Genomic DNA, 25135 nt, shown 5'->3' with positions numbered 1-25135 from the left:
GCGGTGCTTCCGAACCGTTGAACTTTCCTGATGAAACAAGTTGTGCATTTTTCATGTCATGTGAAACAGGTCCTCACGCATAGAATAGAGGGAATGAACTGCGCCAGTACCGTAAAGCATGAAAGGAGGCCTGAAACAATGAAGGTTGGATTTATCGGAACCGGCAGCATGGGCAGCCTGCTAATCTATGCCCTGATCCAATCGGGTGCACTTGAGCCCCGGCAGATCGCGGCCAGCAATCGAACCCCGTCCAAAGTACGTCAGTTATCCCTCCGTTACCCCGGTCTGCATGAATCCCAGAGCAATCGGGAAACGGTGATCCGAAGTAATATCATCTTCCTGTGCGTGAAGCCGCTTGAATTCAAACATGTTATTGACGACATCCTGCCTGTCGTGAATCCCAATCATATAATTGTCTCGATCACCAGTCCCGTGCAGCTGCGACATCTGGAATCTTCACTTCCTTGCAAAGTCTCCAAGGTAATTCCCAGTGTCACACACCAAGTCGGGAGTGGAGCATCCCTCTGCATACATGGCGAACGAATGACCAGTGAAGACCGCGCTGTGTTGGAAAGTCTGCTCAGTCATATAGGCAGGCCGTACCAAGTGGATGAAGCCTGTACACGAATCACATCCGACTTCTCCAGCTGCGGACCTGCATTCATATCGTTCTTTTTGGAACAGTGGATCGAAAGTGCAGTGAAACTGACAGGCATTAAAAGGGCAGATGCCTGCGCTCTGGCTGGCGAAATGCTCCTGGGAACAGGCAAGCTTCTCACCGAAGGAGGATACACCCCGCAAGAGCTTCAGGCTCGTGTCGCTGTACCTGGCGGTATTACCGCTCAGGCACTTGCACTGCTGAAGGTTAGTCTTGACGGCGTTTTCGACAGCCTGATCCACACGACACATGACAAATATGATGAAGATTTGTTAAAGCTGGATGAACTATTCCGAGCCGGTGAGATTAACCGGCAACAATATTAACGAGTTTGCCTGGAACGGCAATGACCTTGCGAATGGTCTTGCCTTCCAGCGCCTGCTTAACAGGTGCCAGCTCCATCGTAAAGTCCTGCATACCCTGTGCATCCAGATCCTTCGCGATCGTAGCACGAGTTACAATTTTACCATTTACCTGAACAACGATTTCTACTTCCGCATCCACTGTCATGGACTCATCATATTCAGGCCAAGCCACGTAAGAGATCCCACCTTCGTGACCCAAACGGCTCCACAGTTCCTCTGCCATATGTGGTGCCAGTGGTGACAACAGCTGCACAAATTTCTCCATCGCTTCACGAGGCAGTGTGTCCGCTTTGTATGCATCGTTGATGAAAATCATCAGCTGGCTGATGGATGTGTTGAAGCGCAGATGTTCCAGATCTTCCGTAACTTTTTTGATCGTTTTGTGAGCAGTCCGTTTGAACTCATCCGTTCCACCGTCCACCGTAATCTTGTCATTGATGGCTCCTGTGTCTTCGTTAATGAAGAGACGCCATACACGTGACAGGAAGCGGTGCATGCCTTCAACCCCGTTTGCATTCCACGGTTTTGTCGCTTCCAATGGTCCCATGAACATCTCGTACAGACGCAATGTATCTGCACCGAATTCATTGACGATTTCATCCGGATTAATGACATTACCACGTGATTTACTCATTTTCTCATTATTGGTACCCAGGATCATACCTTGGTTCACCAGTTTGTGGAAAGGCTCTTTAGTCTCCACAACACCCAGATCATACAGCACTTTGTGCCAGAAACGAGCGTACAGCAAGTGAAGTACAGCGTGCTCTGCTCCGCCAATGTACAGATCAACTGGCAGCCACTGCTGCTGTTTCTCCTTGGAGATCAGTTCCTTGTCATTGCGCGGATCGATAAAGCGCAGGTAATACCAGCAGCTACCCGCCCATTGTGGCATGGTGTTGGTCTCACGACGTGCCTTCATTCCCGTTTCCGGATCTACCGTATTCACCCACTCCGTAACATTCGCCAGTGGTGATTCTCCTGTACCCGAAGGTTTGATCTGGTCGATATCAGGCAGCAGCAGTGGAAGTTGATCCTCCGGTACGGTCTTCATCGTTCCGTCTTCCAAATGCAGAATCGGGATTGGCTCACCCCAGTAACGCTGACGGCTGAACAACCAATCGCGCAGACGATAGGTCACTTTCCCTTGTCCTTTACCGTTCTCTTCCAGCCAAGCAATCATCTTGGCAACCGCTTCTTCATTGTTCAGTCCGTTCAAGAAATCGGAATTCACATGCGCGCCATCACCCGAATATGCCTCTTGTGTAACGTCTCCACCTTGAATAACCTCGATGATATCCAGACCGAACTGCTTCGCAAATTCCCAGTCGCGTGCATCATGACCCGGAACTGCCATAACCGCACCTGTACCGTAACCTGCAAGAACGTAATCAGCAATCCAGATCGGCAGTTTTGCACCATTAACAGGGTTGATTGCATAAGCGCCAGTGAATACACCTGTTTTGTCTTTGGCCAAATCTGTACGTTCCAGATCACTCTTACGAGAAGCCTGCTCCTGATAAGCCTGAATAGCTTCACGTTGGTCATCGGTTGTAATTGCTTCTACCAACTCATGTTCCGGAGCCAGTACTGCAAAGCTCGCACCGAACAATGTGTCCGCACGGGTAGTGAACACCTTGATAACTTCCTCGCGACCCTCAATGGCAAATACAACTTCCGCCCCTGTCGATTTACCGATCCAGTTGCGCTGCATATCCTTGATGCTTTCAGACCAATCCAGCTCTTCCAGGTCTTCCAACAGACGCTCTGCATACTCGGTAATTCTCAGAACCCATTGACGCATCGGTTTGCGTACAACCGGATGTCCTCCGCGTTCACTCTTGCCATCAATAACCTCTTCATTAGCAAGTACCGTTCCAAGGGCTTCACACCAGTTAACTGCAACTTCATCTACATAAGCCAGACCTTTGTTGTACAGCTGAATAAAGATCCATTGCGTCCATTTATAGTATTCAGGGTCCGTTGTGCTGATCTCACGATCCCAGTCATAGGAGAAACCAAGCGATTTGATCTGGCGACGGAAATTGTCAATATTACGGAATGTAATATCTCGTGGATGTTCACCTGTATCCAGTGCATGTTGCTCAGCAGGCAGACCGAAAGCATCCCAACCCATTGGGTGCAATACGTTGTAACCGCGCATACGTTTGTAACGGGAAACGATATCCGTTGCCGTATATCCTTCCGGGTGACCTACGTGCAGACCTGAACCGGATGGATAAGGGAACATATCCAGTGCATAAAATTTCGGTTTAGCAGGGTCCTCACCCGTTTTAAACGTTTTATTTGCATCCCAATATTGCTGCCAACTTTTTTCCATGACTTGTGGCTGATAGCCGTGTTTCGGCTGGTTATTCTCACTCATCTATTGTTCCTCCTTCAGGTTATTCACTTTAGCTTTAATTGCAACAAAAAAACCTCAGCATCCCGTAGCGTTTGCAGCGCTAGGGACGAGAGGTTGAATTCCCGTGGTACCACCCTAGTTAGTGGACGAACGTGCTTCGTCATCCACTCCCTTTGGACCTGTAACGGCGGTTAACCGATGCGGATTTCCATTCCTGAACCCAAGCTTTATACAAGCAGGTTAAACAGAATGGTGTAATCACCGCATTTCTCCAAGGCGAGTTCGCAAATCACTGTCAACCGGCTTGCACCAACCGCCGGCTCTCTGTTATGTACAGGAATTACTACTGATCCTTATCATCGAAATATGTATACAATATCGGGACCATTATATAAAAAAGCAAGCCCAAAGTCAATATTACACGTTATAATGACCCTTTTAAGTCACACGGTTCGTACCGTTCAATAATACTCATTGCTGTTCAGGATAACCGAAAACGCTCAATGCCTTCCTCCAGATTATGAATGGTCCAATTCACATGTTCCTGATTATCATATTGACGATAAGCGCACTCAATGCGCAGCACCAGATCAAAGTACAAGTCATAGAGACTTCTTCTTTTCAGCTCACTTTCAGTCGTAATCGCATACCCATACCCTTTCACAAAACCAGGCGTATAGTTAAAATGACTGAAATAATGCTCCATCAGAGGATCTGCCCACAGTGAACGTTCAAAATCAATAATCGCTGTGATTCGACCCGCGTCCACTAGTACATTGCCATCCCACAGATCCCAACTGATAAGCACAGGTTCTTTGACATCGTCCAGCACATCCGATTTTTCTTCAATCAGGCGTCTCAATTCAGGGTAATCGATCGAAAATGTAATCCCGGCTTCTTCCCCGTCGGTAAGAATGTCATCCATCAGATTCATAAATGCATCTTTCCATGTGGAATATCGCTGTTTTTGCTCCGAGAAATATCCAAACTGCTCGCCCTTGATTTCATTAATTCGACGATTGTACCGACCGAGCTGGTGTTCAATGGCCTCCTGCTCTCCCGCAGAATATTGATCCTTGACCTGATTATAGGGCGCTCCAGACATGTACTCCATGATAAAATAACGCGCTGAAGCCATAGTTAACGAATCATCATAAGCCAACACTTGGGGTACGGGAACATCCTGTAGCTCCGTAATGAGGCGCAGTGCCTCAACTTCGGCAATCATGAGATCCTGTTCACAGCGCATCAGATTTGTCGAAGCTGACGGTGCAATTTTGAGTACCACTCGCTGTGCGTCACTCAGTGTAATGAGATATGCATGATTGGCCCAGCCATCCACCATTTCCTTGTAGTCCTGTATACTTGCAGAGAAATGCTGCTCTATTATGGCATTCAACTGTTCTGACGAAAGTCTTGTTTTATATGTACTTTCCATTTTTACACCTCACATTGACAATTGATTTATCTTCTCAGAAAACGCTTTCTATCCGACTATTATCGCCTTCTTTACTTTAACTGGCAATACTTTTTGTCACGTCGTTATGTCTTTTCTTGCATTCCTTTACCCTATTTAAGACTATTGCTATTCATTCTCCATAAAAAATCAAACAAAAAACTGCCCTTATGCACCATAAGGACAGTTCTCATTATTCGCTCTTACTTCACAGCCACGTAGAACAAGCGCTGTGCGCTGTCTCCGGCCTCTTTCCATTCAAAATCCGCATATACCTTCACGTCTCTAAAACCTGCCTTGGACAATTCCAGCTTCATCCAGTCCGGATTATATGCACGCTGGACATGAACTTCTTCAAACCGCTGATACATATCCTTATTACCATCATCCACACGCGAAAAAATACTGAGATGATGCTCAATCTCACAGCGATCCTGGTCCAGATCACAAGTCCAAATATAAGATACGGAGCGCTCATCCAGTACAAAAGGCTGCTCCTCATCATAACGAATAAGGGTATTCGGATGATGCACATCAAACAGGAACGTTCCACCAGGCTTCAGCATTTCGTATGTCCGCTGGAAAGTACGAACGACATCTTCTTGTTCAAGCAGGTAATTGACGCAATCACAGAAAGATATCACCGAATCCACAGGTTCCGGAACTCGCCATTCCCGCATATCCTGCTGCACCCAACGGACACTGCCCTCGCGATACAAGCGATGACCCTGAGGCGTAGCCTCCATCTTGCTGCGTGCAACCGACAGCATATCTGATGAGAGATCAATGCCTGTAACTTCGAAACCGGAGTTCACGAGCGGGATCGTAATGGAGCCCGTTCCACAGCCAAGTTCAGCGACACTTTTGGGCATTCCATGCTTTTCCCATGCTGTTCTTGCAAACCTTATCCAGTCCGGATAAGGCATATCTTCCATTAATTCATCATACACATAGGCAAATTTCCGGTAAGACATGTCAGGCACCGCACTTTCAATTTCATTTTCCAATCCTGTTAACAAAAGAAAAAGCAGGGGCATCCGGTGTTTACCCAGCCTATCCCTGCCTTATCCGAGTTCCATATTACAACTATTTAATCAGGAAGATTACTTGTTTTCACTTTGATCCGCAGGAGCAGATTCGGACAGATACGTCCAGCTTTCCTTTTGAACCACCAGTCCGTCCTTCATCAATTTGCCCAAGGCACGCTTGAAAGCAGATTTACTGATGCCAAAGCGCTGCTTGATGATATCCGGCGGAGTTGCATCCGAGTAAGGCATGCCGCCCATAGGACGCTCTTTCATAAAGGCGAGCAGCTTGTCTGCATCTTCGTTACGTCCAACTTGTTTGAGTTGAGTCATGGCCAGATTCACACGTCCGTCTTCACGTACCAGTGTCACCCGACATTTCACTTTCTCACCAAGACGCAGCATATGACTGCGTTCAGATGAATGAATCATACCAATCGCGCCAAAGCCCAGTACACCGCCCTCTACAAGTACAAAAGTACCCATCTGCAGTGGCTTGTATACCGTCGCTTCAACCCACTCGTTTAACCATGAAGTTGGAGCATGGAAAGACAATGGTGAAAGCTCACGTTCCCCGGCCAATTTGGCACGCAGACGTCCCTGCTTGTCATGTTCCATGATTACAAAGACTTCATCCCCCACTTGAGGACGCAATTCTTCCAGTTCAGGCAATTCACGAATAGGAAGTAGCAATTGCCGTCCAAGGCCCATTTCCAGGAAACAGCCCAGTCGTGGGTGAACATCAGCCACAACCAGTCGTGCCATTTCGCCAAGCATGAGATAAGGCTTTTTCATCGTTACGGCCAGACGATCTTCTGTATCAAAGAATACAAATACCTCAAGCGTCTCACCAATTTTAATATCCCGTGTTAACTCGGTGTAGTGAAGCAGTACATCTTCCGATCCTGTCGTCAAAAAGAAGCCAAACGGAGACACTTCACGTGAAACCGGCAAAGAGACGACTGTTCCAGCAATCAAACTCATACAGTTTCCACCACTTTGGCATCAGACCATAGTCGTTCAATGTTGTAGTATTCACGCTCGTCGCGGTGGAAGATATGAACAACAACATCGCCCATGTCCATCAATACCCAACGTGCGGAATCCATACCTTCGATACCTTTGATCGTCGCTCCGGCTGCATGAGCCTGTTTGCGAATTTCAGTGGCAATGGCTTGTACCTGTGTATCGGAATTCCCGTGACAAATAACAAAATAATCTGCCACCAGGGAAACATTAATCAGATCCAACGCTACAATGTTGGATGCCTTTTTGTCGTCAGCGGCAGCAACCGCCATATTCATAAGTTCTTTCGATGATACTGTCATGAACCAACCTCCATAATCTATAATTGTGCAATTAAGTCATTCCGCGACAGCATGGTCAAAGGATAAATGACACGCCGTTGCGAAATCAGCAAGCTGATCGTCGAATCGAATCCGGCAATTAAACCTTCCTCCAGACTACGTTCAGCCTGTTCGCGAATGTGATCCACTCCCGGGAAATCTCGTCCCGGTTCAATGTAATCGGCAAGACATACCACTTTGTCCAGCAAGCTCATGCCTACCCGACCCGAGGTATGCCACCGGATGGCATTAATAACTTCGGAATCTTCCACACCGTAATCACGCTTGGCTACAAAAGCACCGACTTCGGAATGCCAGAGTTGCTTGTCATGCTGCAGAAGTTCCTGGTTTAACCCGTTATCACGGATGACCGCTTCCATCTCCGCTACGGGCCAGTACTTCGCCACATCATGCAATATCGCTGCCAGATCTGCTTTCACAGGATCAGCACCGTATTTTTCAGCCAACATCACTGACGATTCCATTACACCCAGTGTATGCTTCCAGCGTTTTTCCGGCATTTGTCCGGATACGGCTTGAATCAGTTCATCACGGCTTAGTGCCATATAAACCGCTCCTTACAATGTATTGGTGCACTTCATCAGGAATCATGAAGCGTACCGAATGACCTTTGGCCAGACGTCTGCGTACGGCTGTCGATGAAATATCGACCAAGGGCATCTCGGCCAGCAGGACCCGATCCTGTAACTCGTCTGGTAAATCATCCAGATGTAACTGGAAGCCCGGCCGACCAACTCCGATAAAGGTTAAGCGTTCTGCAAGCTCTTCAATCTGCTCCCATTTGGGGAGATAGTTCACCATATCCGCCCCGATAATGAAATAAAATTCATGTTCAGGATGGCGACGCCACAGTTCCTTCATCGTATCGATGGTATAAGACACGCCGCCCAATTCCATCTCGATACCCAGCACCTCATATTGCTGCACACCCTTCACAGCCGCTTCCGTCATATCGAGACGTTGCTGTCCCGAAGCTCCGGCTCCGCGTTTGTGAGGTGGAACATGGGAAGGCATGAACCAGATCTCATCCAGTGCATGTGAATCCCTTGCCGCTTCAGCTGCCAGGAGGTGTCCCATGTGGATCGGATCAAACGTACCACCCATGATGCCGATCTTCACCTGCGTCACGCTCCCTTATCTAGGTAGTTCGATTTGTTTGTTATCGCGAGATTCTTTGTACAGGATGATTGTGTTACCGATGAGTTGTACAAGCTCACTTCCCGTTTCACGGGCAACTTCTTCTGCCATCTCTTTTCTGTCCTCGTCATTGTTGTTCAGCACTTGCACTTTCATCAATTCGCGCTTCTCAATCGCATCTTCGATGTGACGGAACAGGTGCTCGTTGGTTCCACCTTTACCAATCTGAAATACAGGGGTCAGGTGATGTGCCTGTGACCGCAAAAAGCGCTTTTGTTTACCGTTTAACATGAATACTCCATACTCCTTATGTTGAGCAGGCCCTGATCGACAGCGCAAAAACTGTCCGGACCTGATCATTCAATTATTATTTTCACACTTCAAAACTGTTTAGTACAGCACGTCTCATCGTCTCCACTGGAGCCGGAATGCCGAGCCAATGCTCAAAGGCCACTGCGCCCTGATATACAAACATACCCAGACCACCGTGCACCGTGCATCCTCGTATCCGCGACTCTCGAAGCAGACGGGTCTCCTGCGGATTGTAGATCAGATCACTCACCGCTGCTCCTTCACGGATCAGTGCAGGATCAACCGGTACGTCATCAACATGCGGGTGCATTCCAGCAGCCGTTGTGTTAATCACAATATCAGCCGTAGCCAGTACCGTTGCAGCGTCTTCCATGCCACTGCCCGAGATTTCTCCCAAGCCATGGCCTCGTAAATCCGAAGCAAGTGCAACAGCCCTGTCCGCTGTACGGTTCAGAATGTGGATCCGTTCAGGCTTCTCCAGTGCAAGTGCATATATGACACCTCTCGCCGCTCCTCCTGCTCCCAGGACAGCAATACGTTTGCCCCCAAGCTCCGGCACAGCCTCTTCCTTCAGCGATCGGACATAACCAATACCATCCGTATTGTACCCTGTCAGTGTTCCACCTTCATTAACGATGGTATTCACCGCACCAATCAGGCGAGCACTTTCATCGATCACATCCAGATACTGCATCACCTGCTCTTTGTGCGGGATGGTGACATTAACACCACGATAGCCCAGTGCCACAATTCCGCGAACTGCCGCTTCCAGTTGATCCGGATGAACATGCAGTGGCATATACATTCCATTCACTCCTGCAGCCTGCAGAGCCGCATTGTGCATTGCCGGAGACTTGGAGTGAGCAATAGGATCACCCATAACACCAAGCAACACGGGAATTGAAGAGTTGAATTTGTTCTGCTCAGACATAGGTCCGCCTCCGATCCATCTGATGTACAGCTTCTGAGATTATTAGATCAAGGATGGGCGGATCTGTACACGAATGCCTTTTGGAGCATGAACAGCAACAAGCGCTCCAATATCGCCATTAACCTTAATCCAGCCCAGACCCGAGATGAATACATCCGATTGACTGCCGCGTTTGATGCGGAATTCATGTCTGGTCCATTCAGCCATCTCTGCTGCATCCTCACGGGTTGGCGGAGACAACAATTCTCCCAGATGGTCGCGGTACAGATCATCTGCACGCTCCAGCTTCGTCCGGTGAATATCAAGCGCAGTGCTGATAAAACAAGTGAACGACTGGCGATCACCTTCCACAAAGTCAAATCGAGCCATGCCGCCAAAGAACAGCGTCTGACCGGAATTCAACTGATACACAGCGGGTTTAAGCGGTTTTTCCGGCATGATGGCAGCGAGGTCCTTACGTGAAACAATCTCGCTGAAACGCCATGGATAGACGATTCCAGGCGTATCAATGATATATTTTCCATCATCCAACGGAATGTTCACCATATCCAGCGTTGTTCCCGGATAACGGGATGTGGTCAGTTCCTGCTCCAGATCGCTGTAATCACGGATTAGACGGTTAATCAGTGTGGATTTACCCACATTGGTACCGCCTACCACGTACACGTCACGATCTTCGCGATATGTTCCTACAAGCTCAAGCAGACGGTCGAAGCCCTGATTTTGCTTTGCACTGCACAAGACTACGTCCACTGTACGCAAACCCTGTTCTTTGGCTTGCTTTTGTACCCAGTTGCGAATCTTGTTCCAGTTAGTTACTTTCGGAAGCAAGTCCGTTTTGTTCACAGCAAGCAATACCGGATTGTTGCCTACAAAACGTTGCAGACCGGAGATAATACTGCCATCAAAGTCAAACAAATCAACGATATGGATGACAAGTGCATCCTTATCCCCGATTTTGCTAAGCAGCGCCAGGAATTCGTCCTGATCCACCGTAACGGATGATGACTCATTGTAGTTTTTGATGCGGAAACAGCGCTGGCATATAACGGGTTCACGATCCAATGCCTTCTCGGGGATAAACCCTGGTAATTCCGAATTTTCTGTTTGCAGATGCACGCCGCATCCGCTGCACCTTACGGCAAGATTGCCGTTATGCGGTTCTGTCATTTCTTCTTTTCCTCCTCAAGCCATAAGCCTTTCCTGCGTAAACTCGTTAGAGCAATCCGTTCCACGCGTCGATTGAAGCGGGTCATAAAACCTTCGTCCCCAATGGAGATTGGCAGTACCAGAACGGTATATAAACCCATTCGGTTCCCTCCATAAACGTCCGTAAGCATCTGATCGCCTACTACAATCGTGTTTTCAGGAGATAACTCCATCATTTTCATTGCTCTACGAAACGGTACATTCGATGGTTTGCGTGCACTATGCACAAACTGGATATCCAGCGGGGTCGCAAACAGGGATACACGATTCAAATTGTTATTGGACACAATCATCAGCTTGAAACCTGCCTCTTTCACACGTGCAAACCATTCAATCAGTTCGGGCGTAGCGTCAGGGGCTTTGGCTCCAACGAGTGTGTTATCCAGATCAGTTATAATTCCACGGTAGCCTTGAGCGTACAGCTCTTCCAGATTAATGTCAAAAACCGTGTCTACACGCAGCTTGGGCATTAACATTTTAAACAAAGAAGTCACCTCAGTTTCATACGACACACTATATCACAAATCCGTCTTTCCTGAAAATGCATACAGCGCCTGATGGCACAGGAAAAAAGGAAAAACGGGACGGGCAACAACTATGCCCGTTCCGCTTTCAGTTCCTTCCGCAGCTTCAAGGCGGTCTGATAGACACCCTTCCAGTCGTCGGCAGTTACGGACGCCGGACTGTAACGAGTCTGTTCAAACTTCGTGAGAAGCTCATACAATGTTGCTTCTGCAGCAGGTTTTGCCTGGCTCCAGCGGGCTACCGATTCCCGAAGTGTCTCGTCTCCGCTCCGGGTCAACCCTTTGCGTTTCACATACTGAATCCAACGCTCGGTCTCTGCCACTACCTTCTGTTCAGGGGTGAGCGGTCCACCTGTCCGTAAACGAAGCAGGAAGAATCGCATAGAGAAACGATTACGCCAGAACATATAGGCTACCCACAATACAATAATGGCTCCTGCAGCCCAGATAACAAAAGTCGGGATGGCAGACGATGTCTGCTCAGGTGCAGGGGTCTGCTCTTCCTCTTGTACCGGCTCCTCTTCTGGCTCTTCTTCAGGCTCATCTACAGGTTGTACATCAGGCTGTTCCGTCAGCAGCGGCATATCAAAGCCCGGCGTTGCTTCAACAGGAATCCAGCCATACTCACCAAAATAAACCTCTGCCCAGGAGTGTGCATCTGCATTGGTAACGGTGTAGGTCGTCTCAATCTCCGCACCAGGTTGACGTGGGGCCTGCATGTCCGAATTCAGGGACAATTGTCCAGGCGCATAACCTTTAACCCACCTTGCAGGAATGCCCTCCGAGCGCGCCATCATCACCAGCGCAGTGGAGAAGTAGTCACAGTAGCCTTCCATAATATCGAACAGGAAACCTTCCACAAAGTCGCTGCTTACTTTTCGAGATAAATCCGGATTGTTTGTGTATTCAAAATTAGTTTGTAAATAGTTTTGCAGTAATGCCACTTTTTCATACGGAGTATTCGCAGATGCCGTTATCTCGGCTGCCAGATTCGACACCCGGTCAGGGAAACGGGATGGTAACTGCAAGTACATATCATCTGCCGGATTACTGTTATACAGATCTTCAAATGACTTCGTACGAAGCTCATCTTCCACAATCACAGGCGCTTCCGATACGATAGTATACGTCTTGGGATACTGTGGTTGCTGACGGTCTGTCACCACATGCAGTTCAGCCTGTTCAGCATTCCACAACATCCGTTCCGTTCTGTCCTCACCATTAATTGAGCTCACTTCCGAGATCGAATAAGCACCAAAGAGAATCGGATAGACATTATCATTCAGCATCGTTACATTCTGAGTCACTTGTTTGGTATTCACATTACCCGATTCCTGGTTCTCCAGAGGCTGTCCGGCTTGAACATTCTCTGTCGTACCCCGTCCACGGTCATCCCAACCTGTGCCTGTATACTCTGCACGTGTCTCACCGCGCCAGTAACTACGCTCATTGGTAGTGACAGACATGACAGGGGTATAGTCGAAGTTGAATCCTCCACCAAGCTGATTGTCTTCCCTGCTGTATCCCGATTCGGTAGCCGCGGGAATATCAAGGTTTCCGTTACCAGCCTGACTTGTGGAAGTTCCGGTATAGTTACGCCATGCCGTATATGGGTCCGTCAAGGTGGGTGGAATCTCAGGCATATTAACGCTGGCTACAATAATCAAAGAAAAGATAATGGCAATATTGGCCAGGACTTTATAAGGATACCGGATGATTCGTTTCCAACCTTGTGGATACTGTAGCTGATAGTTACGGAAATGCTGACATACGAGCCATCCCATCCCCGCAAACATCACCCACGCGATTTCAATCCAGAGTGGAATCTGAGTGAAAGAATCGAGAATCCCCATCGAAATGATGTTAACACCCAAAAAAACAAGAATACGACGTGTGGTGGTCACGAGTCGAAGCGCAGCTTCAAGCATCACCCATGCACACAGGGAGAACCAGATGTACGGCGTCATGTGTAATATGAATTGCTCCGCTCGGTCCGTTAAAGAGCCATAAGGGATGTATACCGTATAATCAATTAGCGTTTTATGCAAAATGTAACCAACAACGACCGCCTTGATGATCGCCCGATAGATCGTTTTGAAGGGCAGAATGACCTCCAGTACACTGACCGCTGCAAGTGTCCATAACACCAGAGAAGTTGTCTCCGTGTACCACGATTCCTGCGTAAATGAAATCCACTGCATTCCAATCAGGAAAATCCAGAGCAATGACGCTGCATGATACCAGGATCGTTTGCCTGTAACACTTTCATTTCCTTTTGTACTCATACAGAACCTCCCCCCATCACCGTTGGAAGCTCCTGCAAGTGAGAAACAGTGAATGACCTCGTGCCTCTTCCACGCAACATGGCATTCCACTCGGCACTCCGGCGAGATTCACTGGTATCGATCAGAATATGACATGGCGTCATGCCCCGCGTATCGGCCCAGCGCAACAGTTCCATTATTTTTTCATCCTTCTGGGGAGAAATCACGACAAAGTAAGCTCCCTGAGGCAGTTGACGTGCGATTCTTTCCACGCCGGGCAACAGATGGGTATCCTGACCGTTATATTGAATATCCACCAGATGATGCATCATCTTCTGTCGTTCCATCAGACTTTCACTGGGGGCCATGAAGGATGTCTGGTCTGACAATGTCAACAATCCCATCCCCATTCGTTCCCTGACACCATACTCCAGCAGAGAGGCAGCCGTGGAAACGGCAATTTCAAATGCATCCCCATGTTCATAACTTGATGCCAGCGCATCCAGAACCAGAATGGTTTTGGGCACAGACTCATGTTCAAACTCCTTGGACTTCCAGTTCCCTGTCTTTGCCGTTGCATTCCAGTGAATGCGGGAAAGTCGATCTCCGTATACGTAGTCACGTACACCATTGATCTGAGTGGTCTCTCTCCGTGAGCGGGTTAACGCCGTCTGAGGACCGGATAACCGTGATTTGCGGTCGTAAAGCTGCCAATATGGAATAAATACCGTTCTTGGCAGTACGCGAAACTCACCTTTGGCCTTAAACTTTCCTCGATGTTCAATCAGTCCAAATATGTCCTCGCTGGCACATTCCGTTTCTGAAAAAACATACTTTCCCCGCTCAAGTGGCGGTGTTTGAAAAGACAACTCTCCATTACCTCGCATATTGGGAATCAAACTTTCCTTGAACGACCACGATTCTCCGTTATGCCGATGCAGCATTTCACGCACAACAACATAGGGAAGCGGGAGGAATCCCGGAATCGTCAGACTCAGCTGTACTTGAACCTGGTCACCCGCATGCAGCAATTCTTCGTGGTCTGGACCAGAAGATAACCTACGAACTCCTTGAGCACGTCTTACCCCGCTAAATCCAGCAATGGCATGGTACACACAGAGCAGGGTCACCATCGACAGCAGCATAAGGGATGTCTTCCCGCCCTGAAACAAAACATAAGCCAGACAGCACATCCACACCATTGCGATGCTCCATACGCGTGGGTGGCGTAACCCTCTATTCACTGTTCTCAAAAGCGGCTTCATGAACTATTGCCCCATGGAGACGGGCACGCGTACTTGCTGGAGTACGGCATTCAAAACGGCCTCGGAACTCATACTGTCCAGTCTCGATTCGGGACGAAGCACAATACGATGAGAGATCACATAAGGGGCCATCGTTTTCACATCATCCGGAAGCACATAATCACGTTCCTGCAAGAAAGCAAAGGCTTTTACGGCCATCATGAACGATATGGCTGCCCGTGGGCTGGCACCCAGCAAAACAGATGGGTGGGAGCGAGTTTGACGAACAACATCAAGCAAATAGTCCATAACCGGATCACCGATAAAGACCTCTTTAATCTCCTGCTGAATTGCCGAGATCTGGTCCATATGAGTCACGGATTCAAGGCGATCTACAGGCTGACCGAGCTGATGCTGTTTCAATAGGATTTTCTCAATTTCCTTATCGGGATAACCTAGACTTATTTTCAACATAAACCGGTCGAGTTGTGCTTCCGGCAACGTGTACGTCCCTTCAAAATCAATCGGATTCTGAGTTGCACAGAGCATGAATGGATGTGGCAGATCATACGTATCGCCATCAACGGTTACGCTGCGCTCCTCCATCACTTCGAGCAGAGCCGATTGGGTTTTAGTTGTGGCCCGGTTAATCTCATCAGCTAGCAAAATGTTGGTCATCACAGGACCTGGCCGGAAATAAAAACGCTCATCCTTCGGATGAAACACAGATACGCCCGTAATATCACTAGGTAAAATATCAGGATTACATTGAATACGTCGGTACTCACCACGCATGGATTTCGATAATGCCTTGATTAACTGCGTTTTGCCAGTTCCCGGTACGTCTTCAATCAGAACGTGCCCGCCTGCAAGCAAAGCTGTAAGTAAAAGTTGAATTTCAAAGGATTTCCCCATAATGCAGGATTCCAGATTAAAACGAACTGCGGATATGATTTGGATCGACTCTTTGCGCACAGGCATGTGGTCTAACCTCCTAAAAAAGCATACAGATTTCCTTTTATTGTACATGATCCAGAGTCACGAGTACACTCGAAGGAACTCACAATTTGTTTCCAGCCCGTCAGATTCACCGCAGTTCTCGCATGAATACGACAAAAAAGCCCCGGATACAAGTTATCCGGAGCCTCTGCTGAATCGCAATATGTTCAAGGAGATTTCTCATTCTATGTTAGCCTTTTGGTCTAACCACCAATGCCGCGAGAAAAGAAAAGATGATCGCTGACGATATTCCCGCCGCAGTCAGATCGAAAATCCCTGTAATCACACCCAGCCATCCCTCTTTTTCCAACTCCGTCAATGCCCCGTGCACCAAGGAATTACCGAAACTTGTGATGGGGATGGTAGCACCCGCACCTGCAAATTTAACCAAGGGGTCATACACGCCAAATGCATCCGCAAGCGCACCTGTCACAACAAGTGTACTCATGGTATGAGCTGGCGTCAGTTTAACCCCATCCATTAGAAGCTGTCCGACAACACAGATCAAACCGCCAACGATAAATGCCCACAAGAACTGCATTACCTTTATCCCTCCTTTTCAATAGCTACGGCATGTGCAATACAAGGAATACTTTCACCCTGCTGGTACGAAATCGGAGATAACAGCGCCCCGGTAGCTACGACGAGCACCCGTTTAAGATCACCCTTCTGCATTCGGTTCAAAATGTGACCATAGGTGACGGTGGCAGAACATCCGCAGCCACTTCCCCCGGCAACCACATAAGGCTGTTTCTCCCGATCATAGATCATCAGGCCGCAATCATTAAATACCGTCTGTTCCATGGGAATGCCTTCTTTTTGCAAAAGCTCTTTCGTAATTGGCAGACCGACGGAAGCCAGATCCCCGGTCACAATGAGATCATAATAGCCGGGTTCCAATCCCGTATCCCTGAAATGAGAGATTATAGTGTCGGCTGCTGCTGGCGCCATGGCTGAACCCATATTAAAGGGATCTTTGATGCCCAAATCCATAATGCGTCCAATGGTGGCTTTGGTAACAACGGGACCATCACCAGTACGGGAGACCACACCACACCCTGCTCCTGTGACGGTATATTGCGCATAAGGCGGCTTCTGGGAGCCATACTCCGTCGGATACCGAAATTGTTTCTCCACCGTACAGTTGTGGCTCACCGTTCCTGCAAGGACATAATCTCCAGCTCCCGAGTCAACAATCATGGACGCTAACGCTAACGTTTCCATGGAAGTAGAACAGGCTCCAAAGACACCCAAGTAAGGCACACCCAGTTTTCGCGCTGAAAAGGAACTGCTGATAATCTGGTTCATCAGATCTCCACCAACAAAAAATTGAAGCTCTTCCTTGGTGATATTTGCATTTATCAAAGCCAATTGGGAGGCCTGTTCGAGCAGTTTACGTTCTCCCTTTTCCCACGTTTTCTCGCCGATCTCGAGGTTGTCGTAGACATAATCGAAATCAGATGACAGTGGACCCTCGCCTTCTTCTGGTCCTACAACTGCGGATTTACCGATGATCCGCGGACGATTCTCAAACTGCCATGTCTGGCGACCCAATCGTTTCACAGGTGCCCACCTCCAAATCCCAAAAAGGCGTAAACAATCCCTACGACAAATGCTGCCACGACACCAAACACGATAACGGAACCAGCAAGTTTAAACATGTTGGCCCCTACACCGAGCACCAGTCCTTCAGCACGATGTTCCAGTGCAGCAGAACACATGGAATTGGCAAATCCGGTAACCGGTACAGCCGTTCCCGCTCCTGCCCATTGAGCCATTTTATCGTAAACGCCGAGACACGTTAGAATAACCGATATGAGAATCATGACCGCCACCGTAGGACTGGAAGCTTCCTTCGATGTCATGTCGAAACCGGCCATAAAAGCCTCTTGAATGGCCTGTCCAATCAAACAGACGGTACCCCCAACCAGAAATGCTTTGAGGCAATTTTTCAGGATTGGACGAGGCGGCTCATGTTTTTTTGCGACTTTTTTGTACTCCTTTTCATCCATGGACAGGGACGATGATTTTTTTTCGCTTCCGGATGTAGATTGAGCTGGCAAGTTACAAGACCTCCTCTATGTGAAAATGGTTCAAAGCTACGGCTGAATGCCAATGTGTGTAATCCTATATTCATTGTTTGTTAATAATCGGAAGGTTATGTATCCGGCGACAGACAGCATATGTTTCCAACAAGATTATGTTGTGAAAGCAAGATGGGAATACGCCGGATCTGAGGACTTTTAGATACGTCTATAAATAAAGAAGAACAATCACGAGCAAGATAAAAAGAAAGATAAACAGTACTTTTTCCGTGCCCTCTTCTGGAGGCTTCATTGGATATTTAGCTCCTTCCTGTAGACAGACAAACAAATATTGAAATAAAGAACTTCACAAAATGATGACATCTCCTCCATATATTCATATTCATTGAAGTGGCATCAGGACTGCGACTACAGCGGATAGAGTCATGAAACTTGGACACGGTAAGCGCCCAAAATATGCCTTAAATACGTGACATAAACATGGACAATCACTTGCGCAAGGTTCATACTGTAATGTGACCAGTGGTTAAATAACAAGTCCTCAGCATCTTAAAGGACAACAGGCGGGTAGCCGTTCTACTGTGACCTGAAATACATACCAACAGAGGAGTTGTTGACACATGAATGAAAAAACGATGGATATGTTCCGTACGTTGACGGAATTTCCTTCCGCATCCGGTTTTGAACGTGAGCTTCGCGGCTGGATGAAAGATAAGCTTTCCGCTTATACCGATGAGTTCGTCCAGGATCGCCTGGGGAGTCTATTTGGTGTATTACGCGGGGAGGAATCCGGTCCTAAAGTTATGGTAGCCGGACACTTTGACGAAGTAGGTTTCATGACTACAGGTATTACCGAAACGGGTATGGTCAAATTCCGTCCACTGGGTGGATGGTGGAGTCAGGCTGTACTGTCTCAGCGACTGGAAATCATCACACCTGATCGTCGGATTACCGGAGTTGTAGGTTCTACTCCTACACACTTGCTGGACGAGTCCCAGCGGAATAAACCTGTGGATCTGAATTCAATGTATCTCGATATTGGAGCAGACAACCGTGCGGAAGCAGAATCTTGGGGCATCCACCCAGGTATGCAGATCGTACCGATCTGTGAATTTACGCCTATGGCGAACCCGAAAAAAATTATGGCCAAAGCGTGGGATAATCGTTACGGCGTAGGACTTGCACTTGAACTGGTTGAAGCGCTGCACAAGGAAAAACTTCCTAACACGCTTTACGCTGGTGCAACGGTTCAGGAAGAACTGGGGCTTCGCGGTGCACGTACGGCGGCCAATCTGATTCAGCCTGATATCTTCTTTGCACTGGACTGTAGCGCGGCAAATGATATGACAGGTGACAAACAGTCATTTGGACATATCGGAGAAGGCGCATTGCTTCGTATTTTTGACCCTGGTATGTTCACCCATCGCGGAATGGTGGAATATGTTCAAGATACGGCTTCATCCAATCAGATTAAAATGCAGTATTTCATCTCACCAGGGGGTACGGATGCAGGTCAAGTTCACCTGAGTGGCATTGGTGTACCATCAATAGTTGTTGGTATCTGCGCACGTTATATCCATACCTCTTCTTCCATCATTCATACGGATGACTACGATGCGGCCAAAGAACTGATCGTGAAGTTGGTCAAAGGTCTGGATCGGACAACGATGAATACCATAATTAATAACGCGTAACAGTTGACAAGAGACCTCCTAACCATCGGGAGGTCTCTTTTTTATATTCACAACGATATCAGTTAGACACGTAGATTAATAGGCCGAACATTATAGGGAATTACACATAAGATACAATAACGGAAGATGAATTAAACACCAAACAGCGGGGGACCTGTTATGGCAGTGAGAAGGAATGGAAAATCGAATAAAGGTTCCAAAAAAACAAATGCCGCAAACACCCTTCTCAATGGCAACCTTAAAGGAAGAAATCTGGAACTTATCGTTGCAGCATTACTGGTAAGTGGGAAGTTAAGAGTGGATGCGGTCACGTTGTTTCGAGAAGCTACACTGGTTGTTGAACTGGTCGGGCAGTATAAATCGCTACAAAATATTACACCATCGAATCAAGACAAACTGGTGCAATTCCTCGATGAGATCGGTGGCGATATGACGTTGAATGACGTTATACGCGCTTTCCAACAGAGAATCAATTCCTAAACGCCAAGAAATGAGGTTGAAGTGATGTCTGACTTTGACGGAAATGGGTTCGCTGAACTACTGATCATTGTCATTCTTGTTGTTTTATTTGTATTTGGTTCTTCCGATATTGACGACCTGACTGATTCTCCTTCTCAATCCTGAATTGGCTAGGTTATTATTACGATCCACGATCCATTCATTATGAAATGCATACCTGTAAACGCCAGCCCACAATATGCGGGCTGGCGTTTTTGGATGGCTATAGAAATAGCGTTGAGAATGCAATCCAGGCCAAAATAAGTGTAAGCACAATGCAGACATTCTCTACAACGGCACCACGCTTGGTCCCTGTACTCATCAGATTCACCCGTATGCGCCACTTGAGCGGTGGTAACGGACGAATACCCCGATTGGTTAGTGAATCGGCCAACAGATGCATCGCATATGCCGTGCCTCCCGCTACCCAGATCTCCGGACCCTGCTGCTGGGTCGTGCTGTACAACAAGCCCGCCCATATTGCGGTTCCGTACAGGGTATGTGTCAGTCCCCTATGAGTCAGTGTGGTACAGAGCATTAACAAACTGCCTGCAATCAAGTTCCACGGTGCGAACGCGTGACCATAAAAGACCAGCCCGAGTCCAATCGCAAACATCAACACTTTGCGAAGCGAACGCGAAGGCAGGAATGACACAAGCGCAATGAGGATCGCAAGCAATAGGTTCCATGGTTTGGCATGAACATAGAAGTACACAAATACAGCTGTGGGCAACAGAATCGTCTGTAACAACCTGATCAGACTGTTAGGCAAGGCTCTGGATACCAGCAGCGAATTTGGCTCATCAATGTCAGGCAATAACGAACCAATCAGAGCAACCGTAACTGCCGGCGCAGTCACCGGCATACCGGCCAACTGCAGAACAGAAAGCGACACGCCGGTCCCGATAATAAGGTGAGATCTTCCCATCATGATGCAAAAACGTCCTTTCGAAGAAATCGGGAACAATACGGCCCAGTTTCGATTTTACAACGAAAACAAAATAAGAACAATAGTTCGCATTTCTTATTTGTATGAAAATAAATATCACTTTCTGTGATGGGGCTCACATTATTATATTTATGACTCTTCTATCTTTATTAGTGAATTAAATCACATAAACTGTCGTCAACTACTTGTATAATTTCAAATATAAACCACTAAAATTGTTGGTAATGTACAGCGTCTATCCAAGGAGGCATACACACATGAACGGAAAAAAAGAGAAACTCGTTATCATAGGTAACGGAATGGCAGGAATCAGTACCGTTGAGCAAATTTTGAAATTAACTACGCGATTTGATATTACCGTTTTTGGCACAGAGCCCTATCCTAACTACAACCGCATTATGTTGTCTTATGTACTGGAAGGAAGCAAAACACTGGACGATATCGTGCTGAACGACCTTCACTGGTATAAAGATTACGGCATTACGCTGCACACAGGCACAACGGTTACACGAATCGATGCCGAGACACACGAAGTTGTGACTGAAGATGGAACTCGCGTTCCTTATGACAAAATCATCATTGCGACTGGCTCCAACTCCTTCATTCTCCCTGTACCAGGACATGACAAAGAAGGTGTTGTCGGTTTCCGCGATATCGCCGATTGTAATGTCATGCTGGAAGCTGCCAAACAGTATAAACGAGCGGCCGTTATCGGGGGCGGATTGCTTGGTCTTGAAGCTGCCAAAGGTTTGGTACAACTTGGCATGGAAGTTACCGTAGTGCATCTGATGGAAGATCTGATGGAGCGTCAGCTTGATCCACAAGCTTCAGCCATGTTGAAGGCAGAACTCGAACGTCAGGGTATCCGGTTCAAGATGGGTGCGCAGACTTCCGAACTACTGGGTGGCGAACGCGTTGAAGGGATACGTTTTGCAGATGATACGGTTCTGAATGTTGATTTTGTGGTCATGGCTGTAGGCATTAAACCCAATACGGCTGTAGCCCGCGAAAGCGGTATGGAAGTGAACCGGGGTATTGTCGTGAATGACTATATGCAGACTTCCCTGGAGAATGTGTATTCGGTCGGGGAATGTACAGAGCACCGCGGGGTATGTTACGGCCTCGTTGCCCCATTGTTCGAGCAAGGTATGATTCTGGCGAAACATATCTGCGGTGTGGAGACCGCTCCTTATGAAGGTTCAGTTGTATCCACGAAATTGAAAATTTCGGGTGTAGATGTCTTTTCAACCGGTGAATTCATCGACAGTCCAGAGCACACCGTCATTTCGCACAAAGATGACTGGAAACGGACCTACAAAAAAATTCTGCTTCGTGATAATAAAATGGTCGGCGCTGTTCTCTTCGGTGACATTACGGATTCTGCCGAGTTGCAGAAACTGATTAAAAATCAAACCGAAATGACCGAGGAATTGTACGGTTCACTCATGGGTACAGGCTGCGGCGGTCATAAGAAAGCAACCTCTGTTGAAACGATGCCCGAGGACGAGATCGTCTGTGGATGTAACGGGGTAACCAAAGGAACCATCGTTGATGTAATTACAAACCAGGGCCTTATCACTGTAGATGAAATCAAAGCCTGTACCGGTGCAACACGCTCTTGCGGTGGGTGTAAACCGGTTGTGGAACAGATTCTGCAGTATGTACTTGGAGACAGTTTCAGTACTGGAGCCAAACAGGGCATCTGCGGATGTACTTCCATGGGTCGAGATGAAATCGTAGCCGAGATTCGTGCAAAAGGATTACAAACAACCAAAGAGGTCATGAATGTACTGGGTTGGAGTCAGCCAGAAGGTTGTTCCAAATGTCGTCCGGCGATCAACTATTACCTTGGCATGATTGCACCAGACACACACGAAGATGAGAAAGAATCCCGTTTTGTTAACGAACGGATGAACGCGAATATTCAAAAAGATGGAACGTATACGGTTGTACCTCGGATGTATGGCGGGGTGACTACACCAGCAGACCTCAAACGCATCGCTGACGTTTCAGTCAAATATGATGTAAAAGCAGTCAAAGTGACTGGCGGTCAGCGTCTCGACTTGATTGGTGTCAAAAAAGAAGATCTGACCAAAGTCTGGGCAGAACTGGATATGCCTTCTGGTTATGCATACGCCAAATCGCTGCGTACAGTCAAAACATGTGTCGGCTCCCAATTCTGCCGATTCGGTACACAGGATTCCATGGCTATGGGCGCTCGCATTGAACGTAAATTCGAACGTCTGGATCTGCCAGCCAAGTTTAAATATGCTGTCAACGGTTGTCCGCGGAACTGTGCAGAAGCATGTACCAAAGATATCGGTATCGTTGGTAACGACGGCGGCTGGGAGATCTTTATCGGCGGTAATGGCGGTATTAAAGCAAGACTTGCTGATTCCCTGTGCAAAGTGAAAACGGATGAAGAGTTGATTGAACTGTGCGGCGCAATCATGCAATATTACCGCGAGACAGGTAACTATCTGGAACGGACTTCCGAGTGGGTGGAACGCATGGGTCTGGAGCATATTCGTTCGGTTGTTGTGGATAACCTTGAGGAACGTAAAGCGTTGATGCAGCGGATTGAATTTGCACTTGAGCATGTTGAAGAACCTTGGCAAAAAGCGATTCGCAATGAAGAAGGCCAAAGTAAAATGTTCCATGGAATTGAAGTATCGGCTCGTCCATAAGTAAGCTCGCAAGATAATACTGCCGGAATGTTAAATATAGATAAGGAGTGGTTTAAGATGACGACAAAACAATCAGGCACCTACTTCCCTGCCGGAGTAGTTGAAGAATTCCTGCCACGAATCGGAAGAGTAGTTGAGATTAAGGACCATCAGCTTGCTGTCTTTCGTGCATCGGATGGTACCATCTTCGCTGCGGATAATCACACCCCCCACCCTAAGGGTGGGCCGCTGGCTGAAGGCATCGTGTCCGGGCATTATCTGTACGATCCGCTGTATGATTGGAAAATCGACCTGACTACCGGTCTTGTGCAAGCACCGGACAACGGTCAAGTACAGATGTATCCGGTAAAGGTAGAGAACGGCCAGGTCTGGATTGAAATATAGCTCCATTGAAACGTTCAAAGATTGATGCAAAATAATGGGGGAAACCGTGATGTATACACCAAGTGTTGAGGGAATTATTGAAGCTGCGGTTAAAAAACGGGATCAAATGAACGCAAGCCTGTCACGATATATGGTTGCTGCCTTGATGGCTGGTGCCTATGTAGGGCTTGGCATCGTTCTGATCTTCAGTATTGGTGCTCCGCTCCTTGCGGCACAGTCACCACTGCAAACCATGTTGATGGGCATGTCCTTCGGACTCGCGCTCACGCTGGTCATTTTTGCCGGATCGGAACTTTTTACAGGTAACAATATGTTCTTTACCATGAGTACGCTGGCTGGTCGAACCACAGTGAACGAAACGTTGAAGAACTGGGGGCTCGTCTTTGTAGGTAACCTGCTCGGTGCCATCCTGCTAAGTTTGCTTATTGTCGGTAGCGGTCTGTTCAAAACGGCTACACCGGAACATCTGCTATTTGTCGTCTCTGCCAAAAAGATGGCGGCGCCCGTGTCTGAGTTGTTCTTCCGCGGCATTCTCTGTAACTGGCTCGTCTGTCTGGCGATCTGGATGGCAGCTCGCTCCAAAGAAGATATCGCCAAACTTGTTCTCATCTGGTGGTGTCTGTACGCATTTATCGCAAGTGGTTATGAGCACAGTGTTGCCAATATGACTTTGCTGTCTTTATCCTGGCTGCTGCCAAACCACCCGGATACAATCACGATGGCAGGCTGGTTCCATAACATGATTCCGGTAACGCTTGGTAATATTATCGGCGGTGCCCTCTTTGTTGGAATGGCGTACTGGTATACTTCTCCGGTACGAAAAAAATCATAATTCTTGATTCAACTGCACTTATGTAGCCTAGAGCACAACATCTACACACACTGAAGCCACGATGGATGCCGAACTCACGTTCAGTCACACATCGTGGCTTTTTATTGTTTGTCGATAAGCTGCTACTCTCTTGTACGGTTCCCTTTCATCCTCTCGTCCTTCTATAGAGAATTAAAACTTCATTTTACCT

24 protein-coding genes and 1 other annotated feature are annotated in these 25135 nt (G+C 47.7%); of the genes, 6 read left to right on the top strand and 18 right to left on the bottom strand.

The features are described 5' to 3' along the window. The first annotated feature begins 138 nt into the window (after positions 1-138). Positions 139-984 (top strand): late competence protein ComER, encoded by an 846-nt coding sequence (gene comER, locus AC1DE7_RS15740; RefSeq protein ID WP_036615122.1) that lies wholly within the window; start codon positions 139-141, stop codon positions 982-984. Here comER and leuS read toward each other — a convergent pair. The 17 genes from leuS to spoVAC all read right to left on the bottom strand — a co-directional run bounded on the left by leuS (position 965) and on the right by spoVAC (position 17919). Further along, the gene (gene leuS, locus AC1DE7_RS15735; RefSeq protein ID WP_036668549.1) at positions 965-3409 is read right to left on the bottom strand and encodes a leucine--tRNA ligase; all 2445 of its coding nucleotides are present in this window, start codon (positions 3407-3409) and stop codon (positions 965-967) included. The two genes, comER and leuS, sit on opposite strands and share 20 nt — an antisense overlap. A gap of 78 nt (positions 3410-3487) precedes the next feature. After that, positions 3488-3757 (bottom strand) — a binding site (T-box leader). Between the two features lie 112 nt (positions 3758-3869). Continuing rightward, on the bottom strand, positions 3870-4826 hold the full coding sequence (locus tag AC1DE7_RS15730; RefSeq protein WP_477534773.1) for a phosphotransferase family protein: 957 nt from the start codon (positions 4824-4826) through the stop codon (positions 3870-3872). Between the two features lie 221 nt (positions 4827-5047). After that, complete coding sequence (locus AC1DE7_RS15725) at positions 5048-5818, bottom strand: class I SAM-dependent DNA methyltransferase (RefSeq protein WP_036660118.1); 771 nt, start codon at positions 5816-5818, stop codon at positions 5048-5050. Between the two features lie 129 nt (positions 5819-5947). Continuing rightward, the gene (locus AC1DE7_RS15720; protein WP_036668546.1) at positions 5948-6853 is read right to left on the bottom strand and encodes a CvfB family protein; all 906 of its coding nucleotides are present in this window, start codon (positions 6851-6853) and stop codon (positions 5948-5950) included. Then, positions 6850-7197 carry a ribosome silencing factor gene (rsfS, locus tag AC1DE7_RS15715; protein WP_036615136.1) on the bottom strand — a complete coding sequence of 116 codons (348 nt, stop codon included), beginning with the start codon at positions 7195-7197 and terminating at the stop codon, positions 6850-6852. The genes AC1DE7_RS15720 and rsfS overlap by 4 nt, the downstream gene beginning before the upstream one ends. A gap of 17 nt (positions 7198-7214) precedes the next feature. Further along, positions 7215-7781, bottom strand: coding sequence for a bis(5'-nucleosyl)-tetraphosphatase (symmetrical) YqeK (gene yqeK, locus AC1DE7_RS15710; RefSeq protein ID WP_282320681.1), 567 nt, complete (start codon positions 7779-7781; stop codon positions 7215-7217). Beyond that, positions 7765-8355, bottom strand: coding sequence for a nicotinate-nucleotide adenylyltransferase (locus AC1DE7_RS15705; RefSeq protein WP_074095918.1), 591 nt, complete (start codon positions 8353-8355; stop codon positions 7765-7767). Before AC1DE7_RS15705 ends, yqeK begins: the two co-directional genes overlap by 17 nt. A gap of 15 nt (positions 8356-8370) precedes the next feature. Next, positions 8371-8664, bottom strand: a complete 294-nt coding sequence (gene yhbY / locus AC1DE7_RS15700) for a ribosome assembly RNA-binding protein YhbY (protein WP_017687186.1) — start codon at positions 8662-8664, stop codon at positions 8371-8373. Between the two features lie 82 nt (positions 8665-8746). After that, positions 8747-9616, bottom strand: a complete 870-nt coding sequence (aroE, locus tag AC1DE7_RS15695) for a shikimate dehydrogenase (protein WP_477534772.1) — start codon at positions 9614-9616, stop codon at positions 8747-8749. A gap of 42 nt (positions 9617-9658) precedes the next feature. After that, on the bottom strand, positions 9659-10786 hold the full coding sequence (gene yqeH / locus AC1DE7_RS15690; RefSeq protein WP_036615146.1) for a ribosome biogenesis GTPase YqeH: 1128 nt from the start codon (positions 10784-10786) through the stop codon (positions 9659-9661). After that, positions 10783-11310, bottom strand: coding sequence for a YqeG family HAD IIIA-type phosphatase (locus AC1DE7_RS15685; RefSeq protein ID WP_036615148.1), 528 nt, complete (start codon positions 11308-11310; stop codon positions 10783-10785). The genes yqeH and AC1DE7_RS15685 overlap by 4 nt, the downstream gene beginning before the upstream one ends. Positions 11311-11420: 110 nt before the next feature. After that, positions 11421-13634, bottom strand: a complete 2214-nt coding sequence (locus tag AC1DE7_RS15680) for a DUF4129 domain-containing transglutaminase family protein (RefSeq protein WP_338706618.1) — start codon at positions 13632-13634, stop codon at positions 11421-11423. Next, the gene (locus AC1DE7_RS15675) at positions 13631-14878 is read right to left on the bottom strand and encodes a DUF58 domain-containing protein (protein WP_477534771.1); all 1248 of its coding nucleotides are present in this window, start codon (positions 14876-14878) and stop codon (positions 13631-13633) included. Before AC1DE7_RS15675 ends, AC1DE7_RS15680 begins: the two co-directional genes overlap by 4 nt. A 3-nt stretch (positions 14879-14881) precedes the next feature. After that, positions 14882-15838 carry an AAA family ATPase gene (locus tag AC1DE7_RS15670; protein ID WP_477534770.1) on the bottom strand — a complete coding sequence of 319 codons (957 nt, stop codon included), beginning with the start codon at positions 15836-15838 and terminating at the stop codon, positions 14882-14884. Positions 15839-16046: 208 nt separating this feature from the next. Beyond that, a complete protein-coding gene (spoVAE, locus tag AC1DE7_RS15665) occupies positions 16047-16397 on the bottom strand; it encodes a stage V sporulation protein AE (RefSeq protein ID WP_047843814.1) in 351 nt (116 codons plus the stop codon). A 5-nt stretch (positions 16398-16402) separates the two neighbouring features. Then, a complete protein-coding gene (gene spoVAD / locus AC1DE7_RS15660; protein ID WP_036615162.1) occupies positions 16403-17419 on the bottom strand; it encodes a stage V sporulation protein AD in 1017 nt (338 codons plus the stop codon). Then, positions 17416-17919: a stage V sporulation protein AC gene (spoVAC, locus tag AC1DE7_RS15655; protein ID WP_370739100.1), complete on the bottom strand. Its 504-nt coding sequence runs from the start codon at positions 17917-17919 to the stop codon at positions 17416-17418. The genes spoVAD and spoVAC overlap by 4 nt, the downstream gene beginning before the upstream one ends. Before the next feature lie 602 nt (positions 17920-18521). Here spoVAC and AC1DE7_RS15650 point away from each other — a divergent pair. After that, positions 18522-19595, top strand: coding sequence for a M42 family metallopeptidase (locus AC1DE7_RS15650; protein ID WP_315370663.1), 1074 nt, complete (start codon positions 18522-18524; stop codon positions 19593-19595). Positions 19596-19754: 159 nt separating this feature from the next. After that, entirely contained in the window at positions 19755-20075 is a 321-nt protein-coding gene (locus AC1DE7_RS15645) for a hypothetical protein (RefSeq protein WP_036615167.1), read from the top strand. Between the two features lie 241 nt (positions 20076-20316). On the opposite strand, the gene AC1DE7_RS15640 is transcribed toward AC1DE7_RS15645, so the two are convergent. Beyond that, positions 20317-21024 (bottom strand): metal-dependent hydrolase, encoded by a 708-nt coding sequence (locus AC1DE7_RS15640; protein WP_477534769.1) that lies wholly within the window; start codon positions 21022-21024, stop codon positions 20317-20319. Between the two features lie 275 nt (positions 21025-21299). On the opposite strand from AC1DE7_RS15640, the gene nirB reads away from it, so the two are divergent. Genes nirB through AC1DE7_RS15625 form a run of 3 tightly spaced genes read left to right on the top strand, consistent with a single transcriptional unit; the run spans position 21300 to position 24945 of the window. Then, positions 21300-23729, top strand: a complete 2430-nt coding sequence (gene nirB, locus AC1DE7_RS15635) for a nitrite reductase large subunit NirB (RefSeq protein ID WP_477534768.1) — start codon at positions 21300-21302, stop codon at positions 23727-23729. 57 nt (positions 23730-23786) lie between these two features. Further along, positions 23787-24113: a nitrite reductase small subunit NirD gene (gene nirD / locus AC1DE7_RS15630; RefSeq protein WP_036615174.1), complete on the top strand. Its 327-nt coding sequence runs from the start codon at positions 23787-23789 to the stop codon at positions 24111-24113. 49 nt (positions 24114-24162) lie between these two features. Next, a complete protein-coding gene (locus tag AC1DE7_RS15625; protein ID WP_076214272.1) occupies positions 24163-24945 on the top strand; it encodes a formate/nitrite transporter family protein in 783 nt (260 codons plus the stop codon). The last annotated feature ends 190 nt before the right edge of the window (positions 24946-25135 follow it).

The organism is Paenibacillus sp. 10L310, from assembly GCF_056395745.1.
The sequence above is the reverse complement of the archived record's forward strand: the minus strand, read 5'-3'. Positions and strand labels throughout refer to the sequence as shown.

Coding starts and splice junctions, on each gene's coding strand:
- aroE (WP_477534772.1), bottom strand. CDS start 9,616: ATGTCTGAGCAGAACAAATTCAACTCTTCAATTCCCGTGTTGCTTGGT.
- leuS (WP_036668549.1), bottom strand. CDS start 3,409: ATGAGTGAGAATAACCAGCCGAAACACGGCTATCAGCCACAAGTCATG.
- AC1DE7_RS15730 (WP_477534773.1), bottom strand. CDS start 4,826: ATGGAAAGTACATATAAAACAAGACTTTCGTCAGAACAGTTGAATGCC.
- AC1DE7_RS15670 (WP_477534770.1), bottom strand. CDS start 15,838: ATGCCTGTGCGCAAAGAGTCGATCCAAATCATATCCGCAGTTCGTTTT.
- AC1DE7_RS15680 (WP_338706618.1), bottom strand. CDS start 13,634: ATGAGTACAAAAGGAAATGAAAGTGTTACAGGCAAACGATCCTGGTAT.
- AC1DE7_RS15640 (WP_477534769.1), bottom strand. CDS start 21,024: ATGATGGGAAGATCTCACCTTATTATCGGGACCGGCGTGTCGCTTTCT.
- yhbY (WP_017687186.1), bottom strand. CDS start 8,664: ATGTTAAACGGTAAACAAAAGCGCTTTTTGCGGTCACAGGCACATCAC.
- AC1DE7_RS15720 (WP_036668546.1), bottom strand. CDS start 6,853: ATGAGTTTGATTGCTGGAACAGTCGTCTCTTTGCCGGTTTCACGTGAA.
- AC1DE7_RS15675 (WP_477534771.1), bottom strand. CDS start 14,878: ATGAAGCCGCTTTTGAGAACAGTGAATAGAGGGTTACGCCACCCACGC.
- spoVAE (WP_047843814.1), bottom strand. CDS start 16,397: ATGCAGTTCTTGTGGGCATTTATCGTTGGCGGTTTGATCTGTGTTGTC.
- nirB (WP_477534768.1), top strand. CDS start 21,300: ATGAACGGAAAAAAAGAGAAACTCGTTATCATAGGTAACGGAATGGCA.
- AC1DE7_RS15725 (WP_036660118.1), bottom strand. CDS start 5,818: ATGTCTTACCGGAAATTTGCCTATGTGTATGATGAATTAATGGAAGAT.
- rsfS (WP_036615136.1), bottom strand. CDS start 7,197: ATGACAGTATCATCGAAAGAACTTATGAATATGGCGGTTGCTGCCGCT.
- comER (WP_036615122.1), top strand. CDS start 139: ATGAAGGTTGGATTTATCGGAACCGGCAGCATGGGCAGCCTGCTAATC.
- AC1DE7_RS15650 (WP_315370663.1), top strand. CDS start 18,522: ATGAATGAAAAAACGATGGATATGTTCCGTACGTTGACGGAATTTCCT.
- yqeH (WP_036615146.1), bottom strand. CDS start 10,786: ATGACAGAACCGCATAACGGCAATCTTGCCGTAAGGTGCAGCGGATGC.
- nirD (WP_036615174.1), top strand. CDS start 23,787: ATGACGACAAAACAATCAGGCACCTACTTCCCTGCCGGAGTAGTTGAA.
- yqeK (WP_282320681.1), bottom strand. CDS start 7,781: ATGGCACTAAGCCGTGATGAACTGATTCAAGCCGTATCCGGACAAATG.
- AC1DE7_RS15625 (WP_076214272.1), top strand. CDS start 24,163: ATGTATACACCAAGTGTTGAGGGAATTATTGAAGCTGCGGTTAAAAAA.
- AC1DE7_RS15645 (WP_036615167.1), top strand. CDS start 19,755: ATGGCAGTGAGAAGGAATGGAAAATCGAATAAAGGTTCCAAAAAAACA.